The organism is Flavobacterium hydrocarbonoxydans, from assembly GCF_009789235.1.
Lineage (GTDB): Bacteria > Bacteroidota > Bacteroidia > Flavobacteriales > Flavobacteriaceae > Flavobacterium > Flavobacterium hydrocarbonoxydans.
Map to the genome: position 1 here is coordinate 169,964 of NZ_WSTB01000004.1, position 19,068 is coordinate 189,031.

At 34.5% G+C, this 19,068-nt stretch carries 18 protein-coding genes; 12 read left to right on the forward strand and 6 right to left on the reverse strand.

Going from position 1 to position 19,068, the window contains the following annotated elements:
- Position 1: 1 nt before the first annotated feature.
- Positions 2–766, forward strand: coding sequence for a hypothetical protein (locus GON26_RS08605; protein ID WP_160374428.1), 765 nt, complete (start codon positions 2–4; stop codon positions 764–766).
- Positions 767–831: 65 nt separating this feature from the next.
- On the opposite strand, the gene GON26_RS08610 is transcribed toward GON26_RS08605, so the two are convergent.
- Complete coding sequence (locus tag GON26_RS08610) at positions 832–2,109, reverse strand: replication-associated recombination protein A (RefSeq protein ID WP_160374429.1); 1,278 nt, start codon at positions 2,107–2,109, stop codon at positions 832–834.
- Positions 2,110–2,317: 208 nt separating this feature from the next.
- Between GON26_RS08610 and GON26_RS08615 the strand changes: the two genes are divergently transcribed.
- Both GON26_RS08615 and GON26_RS08620 read left to right on the forward strand, forming a co-directional pair.
- Entirely contained in the window at positions 2,318–3,079 is a 762-nt protein-coding gene (locus tag GON26_RS08615; RefSeq protein ID WP_160374430.1) for a rhomboid family intramembrane serine protease, read from the forward strand.
- Between the two features lie 71 nt (positions 3,080–3,150).
- Positions 3,151–3,684: a hypothetical protein gene (locus GON26_RS08620; protein ID WP_160374431.1), complete on the forward strand. Its 534-nt coding sequence runs from the start codon at positions 3,151–3,153 to the stop codon at positions 3,682–3,684.
- Position 3,685: 1 nt separating this feature from the next.
- Here GON26_RS08620 and GON26_RS08625 read toward each other — a convergent pair whose 3' ends face one another.
- The 5 genes from GON26_RS08625 to GON26_RS08645 all read right to left on the reverse strand — a co-directional run bounded on the left by GON26_RS08625 (position 3,686) and on the right by GON26_RS08645 (position 12,284).
- The gene (locus tag GON26_RS08625) at positions 3,686–4,483 is read right to left on the reverse strand and encodes a DUF2490 domain-containing protein (protein ID WP_160374432.1); all 798 of its coding nucleotides are present in this window, start codon (positions 4,481–4,483) and stop codon (positions 3,686–3,688) included.
- Between the two features lie 28 nt (positions 4,484–4,511).
- Positions 4,512–5,246, reverse strand: a complete 735-nt coding sequence (gene rlmB / locus GON26_RS08630) for a 23S rRNA (guanosine(2251)-2'-O)-methyltransferase RlmB (protein ID WP_160374433.1) — start codon at positions 5,244–5,246, stop codon at positions 4,512–4,514.
- A gap of 89 nt (positions 5,247–5,335) precedes the next feature.
- Positions 5,336–6,913: a SusD/RagB family nutrient-binding outer membrane lipoprotein gene (locus GON26_RS08635; RefSeq protein ID WP_160374434.1), complete on the reverse strand. Its 1,578-nt coding sequence runs from the start codon at positions 6,911–6,913 to the stop codon at positions 5,336–5,338.
- A 13-nt stretch (positions 6,914–6,926) separates the two neighbouring features.
- On the reverse strand, positions 6,927–10,049 hold the full coding sequence (locus GON26_RS08640) for a SusC/RagA family TonB-linked outer membrane protein (protein WP_160374435.1): 3,123 nt from the start codon (positions 10,047–10,049) through the stop codon (positions 6,927–6,929).
- Between the two features lie 648 nt (positions 10,050–10,697).
- Complete coding sequence (locus tag GON26_RS08645) at positions 10,698–12,284, reverse strand: BamA/TamA family outer membrane protein (RefSeq protein WP_317164693.1); 1,587 nt, start codon at positions 12,282–12,284, stop codon at positions 10,698–10,700.
- Positions 12,285–12,581: 297 nt separating this feature from the next.
- On the opposite strand from GON26_RS08645, the gene rpsL reads away from it, so the two are divergent.
- From rpsL to rpsS, 9 genes are all read left to right on the forward strand, one after another.
- On the forward strand, positions 12,582–12,965 hold the full coding sequence (rpsL, locus tag GON26_RS08650; protein WP_007136570.1) for a 30S ribosomal protein S12: 384 nt from the start codon (positions 12,582–12,584) through the stop codon (positions 12,963–12,965).
- 74 nt (positions 12,966–13,039) lie between these two features.
- Positions 13,040–13,516 carry a 30S ribosomal protein S7 gene (rpsG, locus tag GON26_RS08655; RefSeq protein ID WP_007803600.1) on the forward strand — a complete coding sequence of 159 codons (477 nt, stop codon included), beginning with the start codon at positions 13,040–13,042 and terminating at the stop codon, positions 13,514–13,516.
- Positions 13,517–13,527: 11 nt separating this feature from the next.
- A complete protein-coding gene (fusA, locus tag GON26_RS08660; RefSeq protein WP_160374437.1) occupies positions 13,528–15,684 on the forward strand; it encodes an elongation factor G in 2,157 nt (718 codons plus the stop codon).
- A gap of 11 nt (positions 15,685–15,695) precedes the next feature.
- The gene (gene rpsJ / locus GON26_RS08665; protein WP_007803605.1) at positions 15,696–16,001 is read left to right on the forward strand and encodes a 30S ribosomal protein S10; all 306 of its coding nucleotides are present in this window, start codon (positions 15,696–15,698) and stop codon (positions 15,999–16,001) included.
- A gap of 400 nt (positions 16,002–16,401) precedes the next feature.
- Positions 16,402–17,019: a 50S ribosomal protein L3 gene (gene rplC / locus GON26_RS08670; protein WP_007803612.1), complete on the forward strand. Its 618-nt coding sequence runs from the start codon at positions 16,402–16,404 to the stop codon at positions 17,017–17,019.
- Positions 17,019–17,648 carry a 50S ribosomal protein L4 gene (gene rplD, locus GON26_RS08675; RefSeq protein WP_160374438.1) on the forward strand — a complete coding sequence of 210 codons (630 nt, stop codon included), beginning with the start codon at positions 17,019–17,021 and terminating at the stop codon, positions 17,646–17,648. The genes rplC and rplD overlap by 1 nt, the downstream gene beginning before the upstream one ends.
- 7 nt (positions 17,649–17,655) lie before the next feature.
- Positions 17,656–17,946 (forward strand): 50S ribosomal protein L23, encoded by a 291-nt coding sequence (gene rplW / locus GON26_RS08680; protein ID WP_007803621.1) that lies wholly within the window; start codon positions 17,656–17,658, stop codon positions 17,944–17,946.
- A gap of 6 nt (positions 17,947–17,952) precedes the next feature.
- Entirely contained in the window at positions 17,953–18,777 is an 825-nt protein-coding gene (gene rplB, locus GON26_RS08685) for a 50S ribosomal protein L2 (protein ID WP_059114053.1), read from the forward strand.
- 6 nt (positions 18,778–18,783) lie between these two features.
- Entirely contained in the window at positions 18,784–19,062 is a 279-nt protein-coding gene (rpsS, locus tag GON26_RS08690) for a 30S ribosomal protein S19 (protein ID WP_012022488.1), read from the forward strand.
- Positions 19,063–19,068 lie beyond the last annotated feature (6 nt).

Below are 19,068 nucleotides of genomic sequence, written 5' to 3' on the forward strand. Positions count from 1 at the left end.
TATGAAAATTAAATTTTTATTGCTTGCCCTATTTGCTTCCGTTATCGGATTTTCACAATCTATTAACGATTATAAGGCTGTGATTGTACCGCTGCGATATGATTTTCAAAAAACAGATAATCAATACAGATTGTCAACCATGACAAAAGCAAATTTGATCAAAGCAGGTTTTGAAGCTTTTTATTCAAACGAACAGCTCCCGGAAGGCTATAACGAACGTTGCGATCTTTTATACGCCGAGGTAAAAAGAGATAACGCTTTTTTAATGACAAAACTTTTTGTAGAGTTTAAAGATTGTTACGGAAAAGTAATTTATACATCCGGTGTTGGAAAAAGCAAAGAAAAAGAATATGAAGTTGCCTATAAGGAATGTCTGGATATGGCTTTTGTCTCAATCAATGAATTGCATTATAAATACAACGGAACAAAAGCAGCATTGCCTGCAAGAGCGACATCAACTGTAGCTGCTCCAGCAGTTACAACAGCAGTTGTTGCGACTCCGGTTGTATCAGCGGTTGTTGCAACTCCTACTCCTGATGTTTCAGACCCGAATTTACTATATGCACAACCAACAGAAACTGGTTATCAGTTGATTGATAAAACGCCAAAAGTAGTGATGAAATTAATGAAAACATCACGTCCGGATTCTTTTATTGCAATCAAAGATGGTGTTCAGGGAACATTAAATGCAAAGGACAATCAATGGTTTTTTGAATATTATAAAGACGACAAATTAGTTTCTGAAAAAGTTGTAGTTAAGTTCTAGATTTTAGATTTTAGATTAAGAATGTTAAACAGCTATTAGAAAAAAAATAAACAACAAACAGTATATTAATATCCATATTTATCTTTCCAACGGTTCTTTAAAAATTCGCGGTTGCTGTTCTCTCTGGAATTGCTTCCCGGATTATAAAGAACCGTTTCTTTTATCGCTTCAGGTAAAAATTCCTGTTCTGCAAAATTATTGGCATAATCGTGCGAGTACTTATAATCTTCGCCATAACCCAACTCTTTCATCAGTTTCGTTGGGGCATTTCGCAAATGAATCGGAACTGGCAAATCTCCGGTTTGTTTTACCAATTGTTGCGCATTTCCAATCGCCATATACGAAGCATTACTTTTAGGAGAAGTGGCCAGATAAATAGCGCATTGGCTCAGAATAATTCTGCTTTCAGGATAGCCAATCGTACTCACCGCCTGAAAGGTATTATTAGCCATAATAAAAGCCGTAGGATTGGCATTGCCAATATCTTCACTGGACAAAATAAGCATTCTTCGGGCGATAAATTTTACATCTTCGCCGCCTTCAATCATTCTTGCCAGCCAATAAACCGCACCGTTTGGATCGCTGCCACGAATCGATTTTATAAAGGCCGAAACAATATCATAATGCTGCTCACCAGTTTTGTCATACAAAACCGTGTTTTGCTGCACCAGTTCAAAAACTCTGTCATTAGTAATAATTATTTCATCGCCAGCCGAAGCGTTTACAACCAATTCAAAAATATTCAGCAATTTTCTGCCATCACCTCCGGAAAGTCGCAACAATGCTTCCGTTTCTTTCAGAACAATATTTTTTGATGCTAAATACGAGTCAGTTTTCATCGCGCGGTGCAGTAAAGCTTCCAGATCATCTTTTGTAAAAGCATTCAAAATATACACCTGACAACGCGATAATAATGCGGGAATAACTTCAAAACTTGGGTTTTCGGTCGTGGCACCAATTAGGGTAATAATGCCTTTTTCGACCGCTGCCAGAAGCGAATCCTGCTGCGATTTACTAAATCTGTGAATCTCATCAATAAACAAAATAGGGTTTTTAGCCGTAAACAAACCACCGCTTTGTTTCGCCTTATCAATCACATCACGTATGTCTTTCACGCCCGAATTTATCGCACTCAAAATATAAAACGGACGCTTCGATTCCTGTGCAATAATTTGTGCCAAAGTCGTTTTTCCCGTTCCCGGCGGTCCCCAGAAAATCAACGACGGAATAATTCCTTTCGAAATTTGCTGCGTCAGCGAACCGTTTGGTCCAACCAAATGACTCTGACTAATATAATCTTCTAATTGCTGTGGGCGAATACGCTCGGCTAAAGGTGCTTCCATTTTGTAAAATTACTATTTTTAATTTTTTCAGGAGCTATTTCCTGCTGTCCGCTGTATCTTTTTATTTTTAAAGAAAAAATAAAAAGGATGCCGCTTCCATCAGGGCTAAATCCGGCTTCGAAAGAATGTTTTTCAGTTAGCTGACAAAATATCAGTAAATTAGTTTTGGATAGTTTTTTGATGCTTCCTTTTCAAATCAATGCTAAATATGAACGACAATCATTTTAAGTTTTCAAATGCAGTTATCGGGCTTCCGGTTTTTTTTGTGCTTTTCATTTGGGTGGTTTACTGGGCTCAGATTCGTTTCGATTTTGACTTTTACCAGCATGGTGTTTATCCTCGTGAATTCTCCGGTTTGCAAGGTGTTCTGTTTAGCCCTTTTATTCACGAAAACTTAGGGCATTTGTATAACAATTCGATTCCGCTTTTGGTTTTATTAGCAGCGATGCAATATTTTTATCCCAGACAAACTTTTGGCGTTATCACTTTCGGAATACTTTTTTCAGGATTGATAACCTGGATTATTGGCCGCGAAAATTATCATATTGGCGCCAGCGGACTGATATATGTTTTGGTAAGTTTTATATTTTTCAAAGGAATTCAAACCAAATATTACCGGTTAGTAGCGCTTTCCTTATCTGTAATTTTGCTTTATGGCGGAATGATTTGGTATGTTTTTCCAGATGTCGATCAGTCTATTTCCTGGGAAGGACATCTGGCAGGTTTTATCACAGGTTTCGGAATAGCAATGTTTTATAAAACACCAGAATACACAAAACCTATTGTCTATGATTGGCAAAAACCTGACTTCAATCCTGAAGAAGATGCTTTTATGAAACATTTTGACGAAAACGGAAATTTTGTCAATACTGAAATTCCGGAAGAAGAACCTGAAAATAGTTCTACTTATTTCAATTCTGATGTTTCCGTGCACTATATTATCACAAAATCTGATGAAGAAGACAAATAGGAGAGGGTAATTTTCATTTGATTTAAAATGACTATTTTTGTTAAGGATATTCTAATTTCATTTCTCTAATTATGAAAAAGATAAGCTTTTCTATTTTGTTTTTATTAGTTTTTGTCAGTGCAAAATGTTTTTCTCAATGTGAGGTAAGAAACAGAGTACAGGCTGACGGAACGATGATTTATTATTTTGATCCAACAGTGTTTTATTATACGCAGTCAAAATCGTTAAAGATTAATATTGTAACGGATAAAGAACATTATTTTGTTGCTTTGCAGCCTTCTCCTTTTCCTGCAAAAAAAGAAGGGAGAAAGATAAAGGATGATTTAGTTATTCAATTGGCTAATAAAGAGTCGTACAAACTTTCTCATTACGACACACAATATCAGAATAATGATTCTATAATGCAGGTTTTGTATCTGATGGATGATAAAGATATTGAGGTCTTTTCTAAGTTCGAAGCCATTTCGGCTACGATCAATATGAAAGGGACCGAGTTTATGCGAACCTATACTTTCAAATTGCATAAAAATGCTATAATACAACAATTAGAATGCTTCCTGAAAAATGAGGAAGTGCTAAAAACAGAAGACGAAAAGAAAGAGTAGTTTAATGAATCGAATCTTCTGCAATATCTGGTTTTGGAGCTTCTTTGATTTTCTTTCTTATTTTTCTGATGAGGTTGTTGTAGCTTACCTGAATAGAAATATTGTTGGTGATTTTGGTTAAAGCATCTCTTGGTTGATAATCACTCAGATAAGATACTTCTACTTGTAAGTCTTCTGTAATAAGATAACCACCTCCAATATTAAATCGGTTTTTGTCAAAAAAAGAAAGGCCGGTTACCTTTGCGTTTGATTTAAGATATATTTCATCTGAAACAAAAGCATAAAAGACTCCTTGTCGTAAAAGTTGACTGTTGATGGGTTTCAGGTATTTTACCTGTTGGCGAAATCGAAAGACTTGTTCGAAATCATCATCACTATTTTTGATGTTTCTTAATTCAGTTCTTGTTCTGGTACTTAAAGTATAGCCAATTTTATGAAAAAAATAGGTGCCTTGTAGGGTAAAACGCCACTCCGGTGCGTCGAATTGTCCAATGTCAGGGGCATTTTTATTATCGTAAAAAGCAATTCCACCAGTAAACTTCCATCTTGGGGAGAAGTAATAATTTGCCCAGCCAGAAAAAGAACTCTGAACAGGTTCGTGAAAGATATTGCTGTTGTTTAAAGTACTGCTCGACGTTCGGTTATAATAAAATTCGGTTGCCCATTTTTCGCTTAAAGTTCCGTTGAATAATAGTTCGGTAGTAAATTGATTGAGTTTTTCTTTTTGAGCATAAGTTATGTGATTAGCAAAAGCTAAAAAAAAGATAATAGTATATTTTAATAGTTTTTGCCAACACATATTTATACTCTGAAATGAGAGTTAATACTTAATTTCTTTGGCGAACAGCTTCGTATAAGAAGGCACCACAAGCGACAGAAACATTCAGTGAACCAATAGTTCCAAACATCGGAAGTTTAGCTTTTTCATCTACAATTTTCAATACAGAAGGGTTGATTCCTCTGTCTTCAGATCCCATGATAATTGCGACTGGTTCGTTTAATTGTAAATCGTAGATATTGGATTCAGTTTTTTCTGTAGCAGCTACCGTTTTAATACCTGAACCTTGCAGGTAGAAAATAGCATCTTTGATATGCTCTACTTTACAAATAGGAACATTAAAAACAGCACCCGCAGATGTTTTTACGGTATCACCATTTACAGGAGCAGAACCCGCTTTTTGAACAATAATTCCGTTAACACCTGTACATTCAGCAGTTCTGATGATGGCACCAAAATTACGGGCATCGGAGATTTGGTCAAGAATCAAAAATAATGGTTTTGTACCTGAAGCTATTGTTGATTCAACCAGGTGTTCCAAATCGATAAAACCAATAGGTGAAATTGTAGCAACAGCACCCTGATGATTGTTTGGTGTAAGTCTGTTTAGTTTTTCAACCGGGACATAAGAGAAATTAATGTTAGCGCGTTTCATCACTTTCATTAAATCCTTCATTAATTCGCCTGATATTTCTTTTTGTATAAATACTTTATCGACTTCTTTTCCTGCCTGAATTGCTTCTATAATGGCCCTGATGCCAAATATTTGATGTTCTTTTTCCATGGTGCAAATATAGGTATAATGTTTTTATAAAAAAAAACCACCCTGAATGAACAGGGTGGTTTGATATGTAAATCTGAAATTTAAATAAATTATTTAGCCCAGATTAGTTTTGTGTCTAATTGGTCGCCTCCAATAGCAGCAGCTGCAGCAGCAACATTTTCACCGTTTAATGTTTGTAAGTTTACAGGGTATGTAAATCTTGCAGGCATTGCAGTTAAATTGTTTAATGCAGTGAACGTGTAAGTAGTTACACCATCAACAGGATTGTTGAATGTGTAAGTTCCTCCTGGTTGAAGAAGTGTGTTCGGATATCCAGTTCTTCTGTATTCAGCATATGCCTCATATGGCTGCATGAAAAGAGCTAGATATTTTTGAGTAATTACATTTGCTTGGTTTGGAGCAGGCAATGCAGCTACGTAAGCGTTGATTTTAGCAGTAGCTACTCCCCAACGTTCCATAGATGCTCTTACACCAGCTTGGTATTCTGCAGCAGACCACCCTTTGCTTTCAGATACTAAAAATGCAACTTCAGCATATTCCATTAGTATTTCAGTGTAATCTCTTCTCAATACACTATTACTCCAGAAAGAAGTGTTAGTTCTCTGTCCTGCAGCTTGTGCACTTGTAATACCATAAGGCATACCACGATATTGTGATAAGTCATCAGTTTCTGCATACGTATTATCTCTAACTGCAGTTTTAGTTGCAGTAATTGGAGCAGCATATTTTTGTAACCTTGGATCAAGACCAAAAACTCCTGTATTCCCTTTTAACAAATCAACAAGTGTATTTGAAATAGCAAAGTCAGTTCTGTTTGAGATGTAGAAATCTCTATAGAATGGACTTGGGTTGATAAGGTCATTTTGATATTTGACACCTACGTTATCAGCATTAGAAGTCATTACACCAGAAGCAATTGCGTCTGTGATATGTGCTTCTGCTCCTGGAACAACACCTTTAACTCTTGTTGCGATACGCAATCTTAATGAGTTTGCAAATTTAACAAGTTTCGCTGGTGTTCCAAAAAGCCTATCTCCTTTTGTAAATACAACTGTTTCAGAAGTAACTACACTTTCAGCAGCTTCTTTAAGTTCTTTCATTAAATCTGTATAGATTTTTTGTTGAGATGCAAATTTAGGTTTAAGAATACCTTTGTCAATTTGCAATGCCTGAAAATCTGGATCAGCATTACCATAAGAGTAATAAGGAACATCACCGTAAGCATCTACTAATTGCAAGAAAGTATAGGCTAACATTACTCTTGCAGCTGCAATTTGATTGGTGTTATTACCATAAGCTTCATTTGCAATTTTAGTTGTTGGATTAGTATTTAAATCAATTACAGTTTTAAAATCCTGAGCAGCTAAATAATAATTTAGATACAATGCTTGGTTGGTAACTTCTCTGAATTGGAATCTGTCTTCTTCAGTATAGTTTCTTTGTGCGGAATATTGTACCCAAGGTAATGCCATTCTACCAGAAGAAAAACTTCCTCTAGATTCTGTCATTACAAAAGCAGAAGCGCTATTGAAAACACCAAAAGCAGGGACTTGCGTAATTTCAGGTGCATTAGGGTTTTTGTTTATGTCCTCTAATTGATCATCGCAACTTACAGTTGTTGTAAGTAGTGCTGCGAATGATAGTATTGATATGAATAATTTTTTCATCTTATTTTTTTTTTTAGAATTTTAATTCTAGATTCATTCCGTATGTTCGAGTTGATGGCAATGAACCACCTTCAAGACCTTGCGTGTTACCACTACCATAAGATGCCATTTCAGGATCCATACCGTCCCAATCTAATCCCCATGTGAATAAGTTTCTTGCGAAAAGTGAGAATCTTATATCTGATAATGGTCCGATTATTTTTTTAGGTAAAGAATATCCAAAAGTTACTTCTCTTAATTTGATATAACTTGCATCAAAAACGTTCATAGCGTCAAGTCCGTAGTGTTGTTGAGCCCATGCTTGTCCAGGTAAATTAGATGTATTTTTTGTTCCATCTGCATAAACAGCATCTACAACAATTCCGTTCTCTCTGATTCCATTTGCTGCAGTAGCTTCTAACATACCAGAATAAGAACCCCACATGTGAGAAGTTGAGAAGTAATTACCACCCTCTTGTACATCAATTAAGAATCCAAAACTTAAATTTTTGTATTTAAAGCTGTTTCTAAGACCCATATTGTATTTAGGAGTAGTTGTTCCTAATGATTTTTGAGCAGAAGGAACGTAAGCTCCGTCAGCATCAACTATTTTATTTCCGTTTGCATCGTAAGTGAAATCTGTTCCGTAAATTTGACCAAACGGTTGTCCTACAACTGCTAATAATCTAGCTTGGAAAGGTGCGTTTGCAATTGACAATTCATTCGTTCCATCAACTAACTCAACTAATTCATTTTCGTTTTTAGCAAAGTTCCAAGTGATATCCCATCTGAAATCATTTGTTCTTACTGGGTTAGCTGTTACTGTTGCTTCAATACCTTTATTTTGTAATTTACCAGCATTGAATAATTTCGCATTGTATCCTGTAGCTCCATCAACTTGAATAGATGTAATTAAGTCTGTTGTAACGACATCATAATAAGTAAGGTCAAGTCCAAGTCTTCTGTCAAATAAGCTTAATTCTAAACCTATCTCTTTTGTAGTTTTCAACTCAGGAACTAAATCTGGGTTACCTGCTAAGTTTGGTTGGCTGTATCTTGGGTCACCTTGAAAAGGAGTGTCAATTACAGCGTAGTTAGCTAATTGGTAAGCTGTTGTTGCATTTCCTGCTTGAGCCCAACCTCCTCTAATTTTACCATAATTTAACCAAGAAACGTTAGCTAATTCTGAGAAGATAAAACTTCCAGTGATAGAAGCGTAGTTTACAGGTTCTTTAACAGTACTAAACCAATCTTGTCTGTCTGTTACCTCTAAGAATAAGAAATCATCATATCCTAATGAAAGGAAACCGTATAAACTGTTTGTTCTTGTTTGTTCTTCAAAATTAGTTCCAGATGCCTGAGCAACACTATTTGATAAGTTGTAGATGTTAGGTAATGATAGACCTCCTACAGTAGCACCAGTTACTCTTGAGAAATTGTAACTTCTTCTGTTAGCACCAACAAATGAATTTAAACTGAATTTATCGAATTTTTTATCGTAGTGTAAACGCCCTTCGTAGTTGAAATCAGTTAAATTTCTTGCACTTGTTGTGAAACTTGGAGTAGCTTGAGAGCCTATTGCTACCTGCTCATTAATATTTAATGAGTAAGTATCAGCATAAACGTTACCCACTGCATATAATTCAGGAGTAAAGTTATAAGTTATTTTATTTCCATAAACTCTATTTCTTTTATCACTTGAAGTGTTTTCATAGATGATCCAGTATGGATTGTCAGAATAGTTTGGAGTTGGATCATTCCAAGCAATTCTATTCCATGATCTTTGAGCTCCATTTGCTAATTTGTAATCTTTCATTTCATTGAAGTCAAGTTGTCTTTGTCCCCATTGGAAGAATTTTTGTGCTAAACCATTATCTCCGTACCCAACTTCTGGTCTGTTAAAACCTCTTGTTTGTACGTATGTAGCCATACCTTCAACTTTAAGTTTTTCACTTAATTTTGCGTTAGCATTGATAGATAATGTGTTTTTAGTTAAACTAGAATTTGGTACAACACCTTCAGTTTTTTGATTTGCGTAAGAAAATCTAACTCCTGAATCCTGACTTGATTTAGAAAACGAAATAGAGTTATTTCTTGTGATACCTGTTCTAAAAAATGATTCTACATCATTTGGAGATTTTACCCAAGCTCTTTCTTTTAAGTAATCATTTGCAAATTCTGGATCAAAAGCATTCCATGGCAAATACATTAAAGTTGGATCATATTTAGGTCCCCAGCTTTCGTCTGTTGCGTAATCTGCTATTTTATAAGTTCTTCCGTTAATTACCTGATCTTGGAATGTTGTAGAGCTACCTCCACCGTATTCGTCTTGTAATTTAGGCATGATGTAAATTGACTCGAATGTCATACCTGTATTAAATGAAATTTCAGATTTTCCACCTGATTTTTTAGCAGATTTAGTGGTATATAAGATAGCACCATTACCAGCTCTACTTCCATAAAGAGCAGCAGCAGGACCTCCTTTTAATACTGTTACAGATTCGATGTCATCAGGATTGATATCCGCAGACGCATCACCATAATCTCTACCTCCAGCTCCTCTTTGAGTTGCTGTAGTGTTGTAGTTTCCGTTGTCTAATGGAATACCATCAACTACAATTAAAGGTCTGTTTTCTCCTGTTACAGATCCAACACCTCTCATTACAATTCTGGTAGAACCTCCCATTGTTGATGGAGCTGTTACTTGTAAACCAGCAACGTTACCAGATAAAGCAGATACAGCATTGTTTGTACCACCTTCATTAAGAACGCTTCCTTTTAAATCTTGTGCGGCATAAGAAAGAGATTTTTTCTCTCTTTTGATACCTAATGCTGCAGTAATTACAACACTTTCTAATTCTACTGAATCATCAGCTAATTTTACGTTAACTGTAGTAGAACTAGCTGCAATTTCTTGGGTTTTCATCCCAATGTAACTGAATACCAAAACTTGGCTAGATGATGCTTTGATAGAAAATTTACCATCAAAGTCGGTTTGAGTTCCAGATTTTGTCCCTTTTACTAATACACTTACACCTGGAAGAGGCATGCCTGTATTATCGGTAACAGTTCCTGAAACAGCTCTTTCTTGCGCAAAAGTAAGTTGCGCTACTAGTACTAATAAAAGCACTAGGAATCCATTGAACTTTAGTTTCATTTTTAAATATTTTGAATTAGTCTCGCAAAACTCTTAATAATTTGTTAACTTTCCTAATAATGATTCAATCTTTTTTGCTGTTATATTCAATTTTAACACAAAAATCTTTTAAACATATCGCTGTATTTGAATATTTTGTTTTGTTTATGTTGAAGAATTTTTGCTTTTTTTCTTTTTTTTTTAAGAATGTTTCATTTTTTAGTATGTTTTATTTGTATTGATTTTTATTTATGTTAATTAAATTAAAATTATATAATTTTTAGCTTTTTATTTTTTTATCATAAGAAGTTTCTTATATTTATTGATTTAACCTTGTTTTTTTTATCTGTTTAACAGTTTTTTTTGTGATTTTATTGCTTTCTGTTGATTTTCTTGTGTTATTATAATTTTTTGTATGATTATTAAAAAACAAGTATTTAGCAGTACATATTTTAACTTATTGTTAATTTACTTATTGTTTTTTTAATAAATAGTCAGTTTTGGCTATTGTGTGGTTTTATTTGATGTTTTTTGGAATCCTTATGACTTTTTTAATAAAACGTCTAATGAAGTTTGGAGGAGCGGAAAGTTCTGTTGTTTTTTGAAGTTTTACGAATAACTTTAATCCAGGTGCTGTTTATGTTGAAGTTTTAATAGTGATCCTTTGGTTTAGAAATTCACATTATAAGATAAGTTTACAATACTGCTGTAAAATTTAAATTCATTAATATTCTCAAATCCGTTAGATAGCGTTATTTTCAATAAGCCATTTGTAGTTTGTATTCCTGTTCCTAGGCCTAGCCCGGTTAGTTTTTCAATTCTGTTTTTATTTGTTGGTTTGGTCTGGTCCTGATAGAATGCGAGATCTATAATTGTGTTTATGTATAGGCTTGATGTAATTGTGTATCTGTATTCTGTTAATAAAGCAGAGGTGTAATTTGCCTGCAAACTATTATCAAGGAAACCTCTAATTGAATTCATTCCTCCAAAACGGAATAATTCATTAGTAATGTAGTTGTCACTTTTGAGATAGAAATTTTGGGAGTTTAGAAACACAAAGTTTTTTTTGTTGAGTTCAAAATTGTAAGCAAAATTAATATTGCTGTAAATTTGTCTGCTTGAAGGAGCAGTTTCTGGTAGATTGTTAGTATTTCTTTTTCCAAAACCAATAATCAAATTGATGAATCCTTTTTTTGGAAAGAAATCATTTGTTATATCTGTTTTTTTATAATCAAAACTGGTGGTGAAATAGGAATTTTTGAAATCGCTAATCGATGTGTTATTTGTGTTTTGAATATCGCTGGATTCAGTAGATTGATAGCCTAAATAAATTTTCGAATTATAGTTTAAATAATAACCTAAGTCAATAGCAGTTTTTGAATTCTGAAAAGTACTGTCTTGTTTAAAGATGTTTAGCTGTGCTTTTATTCCAAGTGAGGATTTAAAAATATAAGGGATTTCTAATTTAGTGTCAAAGGTGCGTTGTTGATTTCCGTCACTTTTCCAATACAAAGAAAATTGCTCACCGGCCCGAAGTGTGTTTTGTAATGTGATGTCGAGATATCCGTTTAGATTTAGTTTTTTATTTTCGTCATTTGTAAATCCGATATAGCCATCAAAATTATTTGCTTTTCGTTTTTCAATGTAAACATAAATTTTTGTGGAGTCTTTTGTAAATAAAATTTCCGGGTATTTGGTTTGTGATACAAAAGTATATTGGTTGATGTCTTCGTTTAATTCTTTTGTAATGTCTTGATTGAATGTTTTGTTTAGGTATTTTTTATTAAGTTGCTTCAGATGCTCTTTAGGGAAGTATTCCTTGCGATTGTTGTTTGCGTAATTTATGATAATCGAATTTATAGCGCGTTTTTTTTCGGAATTAAAATTTAAGTCGGCATAAATCACTTCGCTTTTCTTTCGAATATTTGTTAGGTTTAATTTATTTAGAGCAAAACCTTTTTTTTCTGCTTCAATGTTTTTTTGATTTAAGTAATTTTCAATAGTGTTGTAAGGGATAATTATAGTATCGTTTTTTGTTTCGTTTGTTTCAAATAATGGATTGTTTGTACCTATATATATATGTATGCTTTTTATCTTGCTGCCAAGAATTAATTGTGAGTTGTAAGTTGAATCGTTAATTTGGGTGGTCTCTATTGTTTTGATTTCTAAATACCCTTTTTTATGTAAGTTTTCAGAGGTATTATTTATTTCGTTGAATAATGATTTTATATCAATATGTTTTGTTTTGTAATTCAATGAATCAATGATTTGATTTTCTGACGCACTGATTCCAATAATTTTTAAATGAAAATTTTGCGCAAAAGAATTTATGCTAAAGCTGAAAAAAAGTAAAAAGGCTAAATGTTTCAAAAGCAAATGTTTCATTAATTAAAAGTATTGCAAATATCTATTATTTGTTTGTAAAAGTTTAAGCTTAAATAATGTTATTGAAAATTAATGGATTAACGTTTGTATAGTGAAAAATATTTTATACATTTGCAACCCCGTAAAAAGCGGGAATTTAATATACATAATAAATTTTTAGTATTAATTATGCCAACAATTCAACAATTAGTAAGAACAGGAAGAACTCAGATCACTAAGAAGAGTAAATCGGTTGCTTTAGATTCTTGTCCTCAAAGAAGAGGGGTTTGTACGCGTGTTTACACTACTACACCAAAAAAACCAAACTCTGCAATGCGTAAAGTTGCGCGTGTACGTTTGACAAATGGTAATGAAGTGAATGCTTACATCCCTGGAGAAGGACACAATTTACAAGAGCACTCGATAGTATTAGTGCGAGGTGGAAGGGTAAAAGATTTACCAGGTGTTAGATATCATATCGTTCGTGGAGCGCTTGACACGTCAGGAGTTGCAGGAAGAACGCAAAGAAGATCTAAGTACGGTGCTAAACGCCCAAAAGAAGCAAAAAAGTAATTTAAAACGTTATTCTCGTAGAGGCGTGATTTGTCACGACTGAAATGAGTGTGAAATTTTATTAAAAAAAAGACATGAGAAAAAGAGCGGCAAAGAAAAGACCACTTTTACCAGATCCGAGGTTTAACGACCAACTGGTAACACGTTTTGTGAACAACTTAATGTGGGACGGTAAGAAATCTACAGCTTTCAAAGTATTTTATGATGCTATTGACATCATTGAGTCTAAAAAGCAAGATTCAGAAAAATCTTCATTAGAAATTTGGAAAGATGCTTTAACAAACGTTATGCCTCACGTAGAAGTACGTAGTCGTAGAGTTGGTGGAGCTACATTTCAAATTCCAATGCAAATTAGACCAGACAGAAAAATTTCTATGGCAATGAAGTGGTTAATACTTTATTCTAGAAGAAGAAACGAAAAATCAATGGCACAACGTTTAGCGTCAGAATGTTTAGCTGCTGCTAAAGAAGAAGGTGCTGCTGTTAAGAAAAGAATGGATACTCACAAGATGGCAGAAGCTAACAAAGCTTTCTCTCACTTTAGATTTTAATTCGTAAAGAAATGGCTAGAGATTTAAAATATACAAGAAATATTGGAATTGCGGCTCACATTGATGCTGGTAAAACAACAACAACTGAGCGTATCCTTTTTTATACAGGAAAGTCACATAAAATTGGTGAAGTACACGATGGTGCTGCAACAATGGACTGGATGGCACAAGAGCAGGAAAGAGGTATTACAATTACTTCTGCGGCTACAACTTGTGAGTGGAATTTTCCAACTGAGCAAGGTAAACTTTTGCCGGAATCATTACCATATCACTTTAATATTATTGATACTCCTGGACACGTTGACTTTACCGTAGAGGTAAACCGTTCGTTACGTGTATTGGATGGATTAGTTTTCTTGTTTTCTGCTGTTGATGGTGTTGAGCCACAATCAGAAACTAACTGGAGACTTGCTGATCAATATAGAGTTCCTCGTATGGGATTCGTTAACAAAATGGACCGTCAGGGATCTAACTTTTTGGCAGTTTGTCAACAAGTTCGTGATATGTTAAAATCAAATGCTGTTGCGATCACTTTGCCAATTGGTGAAGAGAATGATTTCAAAGGTGTTGTAGATTTAGTAAAAAACCAAGCTATCATTTGGCATGATGCAACTCAAGGGGCAACTTTTGATATTGTTGAAATTCCTGCTGATATGGTTGCTGAAGTAAAAGAATACAGATCTATTCTTATTGAAGCAGTTGCTGATTACGATGAAAACTTATTAGAGAAATTCATGGAAGATGAAAGCTCTATTACAGAAGAAGAAATCAACAACGCTCTTAGAGCTGCTACTATGGATATGGCTATCATCCCGATGATCGCTGGTTCTTCTTTCAAAAACAAAGGAGTTCAGTTCATGTTAGATGCAGTATGTAAATACTTGCCTTCTCCAATGGATAAAGAAGGTATTGAAGGTATTCACCCTGATGATGCTGAATTGTTAGAAGAAGATCAAACTAAAATCTTACGTCGTCCAGATGTAAAAGAGCCGTTCGCAGCTTTAGCATTTAAAATTGCTACTGACCCATTCGTAGGTCGTTTAGCTTTCTTCCGTGCTTACTCTGGTCGTTTGGATGCTGGTTCTTATGTTTTGAACACTCGTTCAGGAAGTAAAGAAAGAATTTCTCGTATCTACCAAATGCACGCTAATAAACAAAATCCAATCGAATATATTGAGGCTGGAGATATTGGAGCTGCTGTTGGATTTAAAGATATCAAAACTGGAGATACATTGTGTGATGAAAAACACCCAATCATTCTTGAGTCTATGAAGTTCCCTGCGCCGGTAATTGGTATTGCAATTGAGCCTAAAACTAAAGCTGACGTTGATAAAATGGGTATGGCTTTGGCTAAATTAGCTGAAGAAGATCCAACATTTACTGTTAGAACAGATGAGGCTTCAGGGCAAACTATTATCTCTGGTATGGGTGAGCTTCACTTAGATATCTTAGTTGATAGAATGAAACGTGAATTTAAAGTTGAAGTAAACCAAGGTGAGCCTCAAGTTGAATATAAAGAAGCGTTTACAAGATCTGCAACTCACAGAGAGACTTACAAGAAACAATCAGGAGGTCGTGGTAAATTCGGTGATATCGTATTTACACTTGAGCCAGCTGACGAAGTTGACGGTAAAGTTCCTGTAGGATTACAGTTTATTAATGCAGTAAAAGGTGGTAACGTTCCTAAAGAATATATCCCTTCTGTAGAAAAAGGTTTCCGTGAAGCTATGAAAACTGGTCCTTTGGCTGGTTATCAAGTGGATAGTTTGAAAGTAACTTTGACAGACGGATCTTTCCACCCTGTCGATTCTGATGCTCTTTCTTTTGAATTAGCTGCAAGAATGGGTTATAGAGAAGTAGCGAAAGCTGCTGGAGCAATTGTTCTTGAGCCAATCATGAAAATGGAAGTTATTACTCCTGAAGAAAACATGGGAGATATCGTAGGTGATATCAACCGTCGTAGAGGTCAGGTTAATGACATGGGTGACAGAAACGGTGCTAAAACTATTAAAGCTGATGTGCCTTTATCAGAAATGTTTGGTTATGTAACAACATTAAGAACATTATCTTCTGGTAGAGCTACTTCAACAATGGAGTTTTCTCACTATGCAGAAACACCTTCTAATATTTCAGAAGCTGTAATTAAAAAAGCAAAAGGTAACGCTTAATTCTTAAGAAAATGAGTCAAAAAATCAGAATAAAACTAAAATCTTACGATCACATGTTGGTAGATAAGTCTGCTGAAAAGATCGTAAAAACAGTAAAAACTACTGGAGCAGTTGTAACAGGTCCAATTCCGTTACCAACTCACAAAAAACTTTTCACTGTACTACGTTCTCCGCACGTAAACAAAAAAGCGAGAGAGCAATTTGAAGTAATGTCATACAAAAGATTGATTGATATTTATTCATCTTCATCAAAAACTATCGATGCATTAATGAAACTTGAATTGCCAAGTGGGGTTGAAGTAGAGATCAAAGTATAATTTTATTATATTTTTATAAAAAAAAGCGAGACAGAAATGTTTCGCTTTTTTTGTGTTTAAAGATTTTTGCTCTGTTAGTTTTTTAATTAATCAAAAATAATAATTTAATGTTGGTTTGTTGAAAAAGCCTTATATATAGCTTGTTGGCAACGATTATAGAATTTTTCCAATAATTTATTTTGTAATAATAGTCTGTAATAAATTTTTGTCAAAATATTTTTTCCTTGTGGAAGAAATAAAAACAAGAAGGTTTGTTTGAGCTTGGATTTTGATAATGAGCGATTTAATTTTTGTAACTGTTTGGTAAATTGAATTTTAATACCTACTTTTGCACTCCCTGTTTGAAAACTTATGTAGTTTTCAAATTGAAGGGAATTTTAGTAATCAATAATTAATATTTATGTCTGGGTTAATTGGTAAAAAAATCGGCATGACTAGTATTTTCGACGAAAACGGGAAAAATATTCCTTGTACAGTAATCGAAGCTGGACCATGCGTTGTTACCCAAGTCAGAACCAAAGGTGTTGACGGGTACGAAGCGTTGCAACTTGGTTTCGATGACAAAAACGAGAAACATTCCACTAAAGCGGCTTTAGGTCACTTTAAGAAAGCTGGAACTGTTGCTAAGAAAAAAGTCGTTGAATTTCAAGATTTTGCAACTGAACAAAAATTAGGAGATCTTATTGATGTTTCTATTTTTGCTGAAGGAGAATTTGTAGATGTACAAGGTGTATCTAAAGGTAAAGGTTTTCAAGGGGTTGTTAAACGTCACGGATTTGGTGGTGTTGGACAAGCAACTCACGGTCAACACAACCGTTTAAGAGCGCCAGGTTCTGTAGGAGCTTCTTCTTATCCATCAAGAGTATTCAAAGGAATGCGTATGGCTGGAAGAATGGGAGGAGACAATGTAAAAGTTCAAAACCTTAGAGTTTTAAAAGTAGTGGCTGAAAAGAACCTGCTTGTTATTAAAGGATGTGTTCCTGGACATAAAAACTCTTATGTAATCATTCAGAAGTAATGGAAGTAAAAGTATTAGATTTCAACGGAAAAGATACTGGAAGAAAAGTTCAACTTTCTGATTCAGTATTCGCAATTGAACCAAACAATCACGCTGTATACCTTGATGTTAAGCAATATCTTGCTAATCAAAGACAAGGAACTCACAAAGCTAAAGAAAGAGCTGAAGTGACAGGAAGTACACGTAAGATTAAAAAACAAAAAGGAACTGGTACAGCTCGTGCGGGAAGTATCAAAAATCCATTGTTTAAAGGTGGTGGAACTATTTTTGGACCAAGACCAAGAAGTTATTCATTTAAATTGAATAAAGCCTTGAAAAGATTGGCGAGAAAATCAGCTTTCTCAATCAAAGCAAAAGAGGCGAATATTATCGTTCTTGAAGACTTTGGATTTGAAGCTCCAAACACTAAAAATTTCATTAACGTTTTGAAAGCTTTAGGGTTAGAAAATAAAAAATCTCTATTTGTATTGGGTGAAGCGAATAAAAATGTATATTTGTCGTCACGTAATTTAAAGTCTTCTAATGTCGTAACTAGCTCAGAATTAAGCACTTACGCTATATTAAACACTAATAATTTAGTGCTTTTAGAAGGTTCTTTGGAGTTAATTGAAGAAAATTTAAGCAAATAATAGGAATATGAGTATCATAATTAGACCTATAGTAACAGAAAAAGTAACCAAAGAAAGTGAAGTTTTAAACCGCTTCGGATTCGTTGTTGACAAAAAAGCAAACAAAGTTCAGATTAAGAAAGCTATCGAAGCTGCTTATGGAGTAACTATCGTTTCAGTTAACACGATGAACGTAAGACCGGATAGAACTACAAAATACACTAAAAGTGGTTTGATCAGTGGAAAGACAAATGCTATCAAAAAAGCAATTGTACAAGTACAAGAAGGAGAAACAATTGATTTTTACAACAATATCTAAGATAAAATGTCAGTAAGAAAATTAAAACCTATTACCCCAGGTCAGCGATTTAGAGTTGTGAATGGTTATGACGCCATTACAACTGATAAGCCGGAACGCTCTTTGATAGCGCCGATAAAAAACTCTGGAGGTAGAAATAGTCAAGGAAAGATGACCATGCGTTATACGGGTGGTGGTCACAAGCAGAGATATCGTATTATTGATTTCAAACGTACAAAAGAAGGAATTCCAGCTACAGTGAAATCAATTGAGTATGATCCAAATCGTACTGCATTTATCGCATTATTAGCTTATGCTGATGGTGAGAAAACTTATGTTATCGCTCAAAACGGATTGAAAGTTGGTCAGAAATTAGTTTCTGGTCCAGAATCTCAACCTGAAATTGGTAACACATTACCTTTAAGCAGAATTCCTTTAGGAACTGTAATCTCTTGTATTGAGTTACGTCCAGGTCAAGGAGCAGTAATTGCTCGTTCAGCTGGTACATTTGCTCAATTAATGGCAAGAGACGGAAAATATGCTACAATTAAAATGCCATCTGGTGAAACAAGATTAATCTTGTTAACTTGTTCGGCTACAATTGGAGCTGTTTCTAATTCAGACCACCAATTAGTTGTATCAGGAAAAGCTGGTAGAACAAGATGGTTAGGAAGAAGACCTAGAACAAGACCTGTTGCAATGAACCCTGTTGATCACCCAATGGGTGGTGGAGAAGGACGTTCTTCTGGTGGACATCCACGTTCAAGAAATGGAATACCAGCAAAAGGTTATAGAACTCGTTCTAAGAAAAACCCGAGTAACAAGTATATCGTAGAACGTAGAAAGAAATAATAAGATATGGCACGTTCATTAAAAAAAGGACCTTTCGTTCATTATAAGTTAGACAAGAAAGTTCAGGAAAACGTAGAAAGTGGTAAAAATAGTGTAGTAAAGACTTGGTCTAGAGCTTCTATGATTACTCCAGATTTCGTTGGACAAACTATCGCAGTTCATAACGGTCGTCAATTTGTACCAGTTTACGTAACAGAAAACATGGTAGGTCACAAATTAGGAGAATTTTCACCAACTAGATCTTTTAGAGGTCATGCTGGAGCAAAAAATAAAGGTAAAAAATAAGAAGCA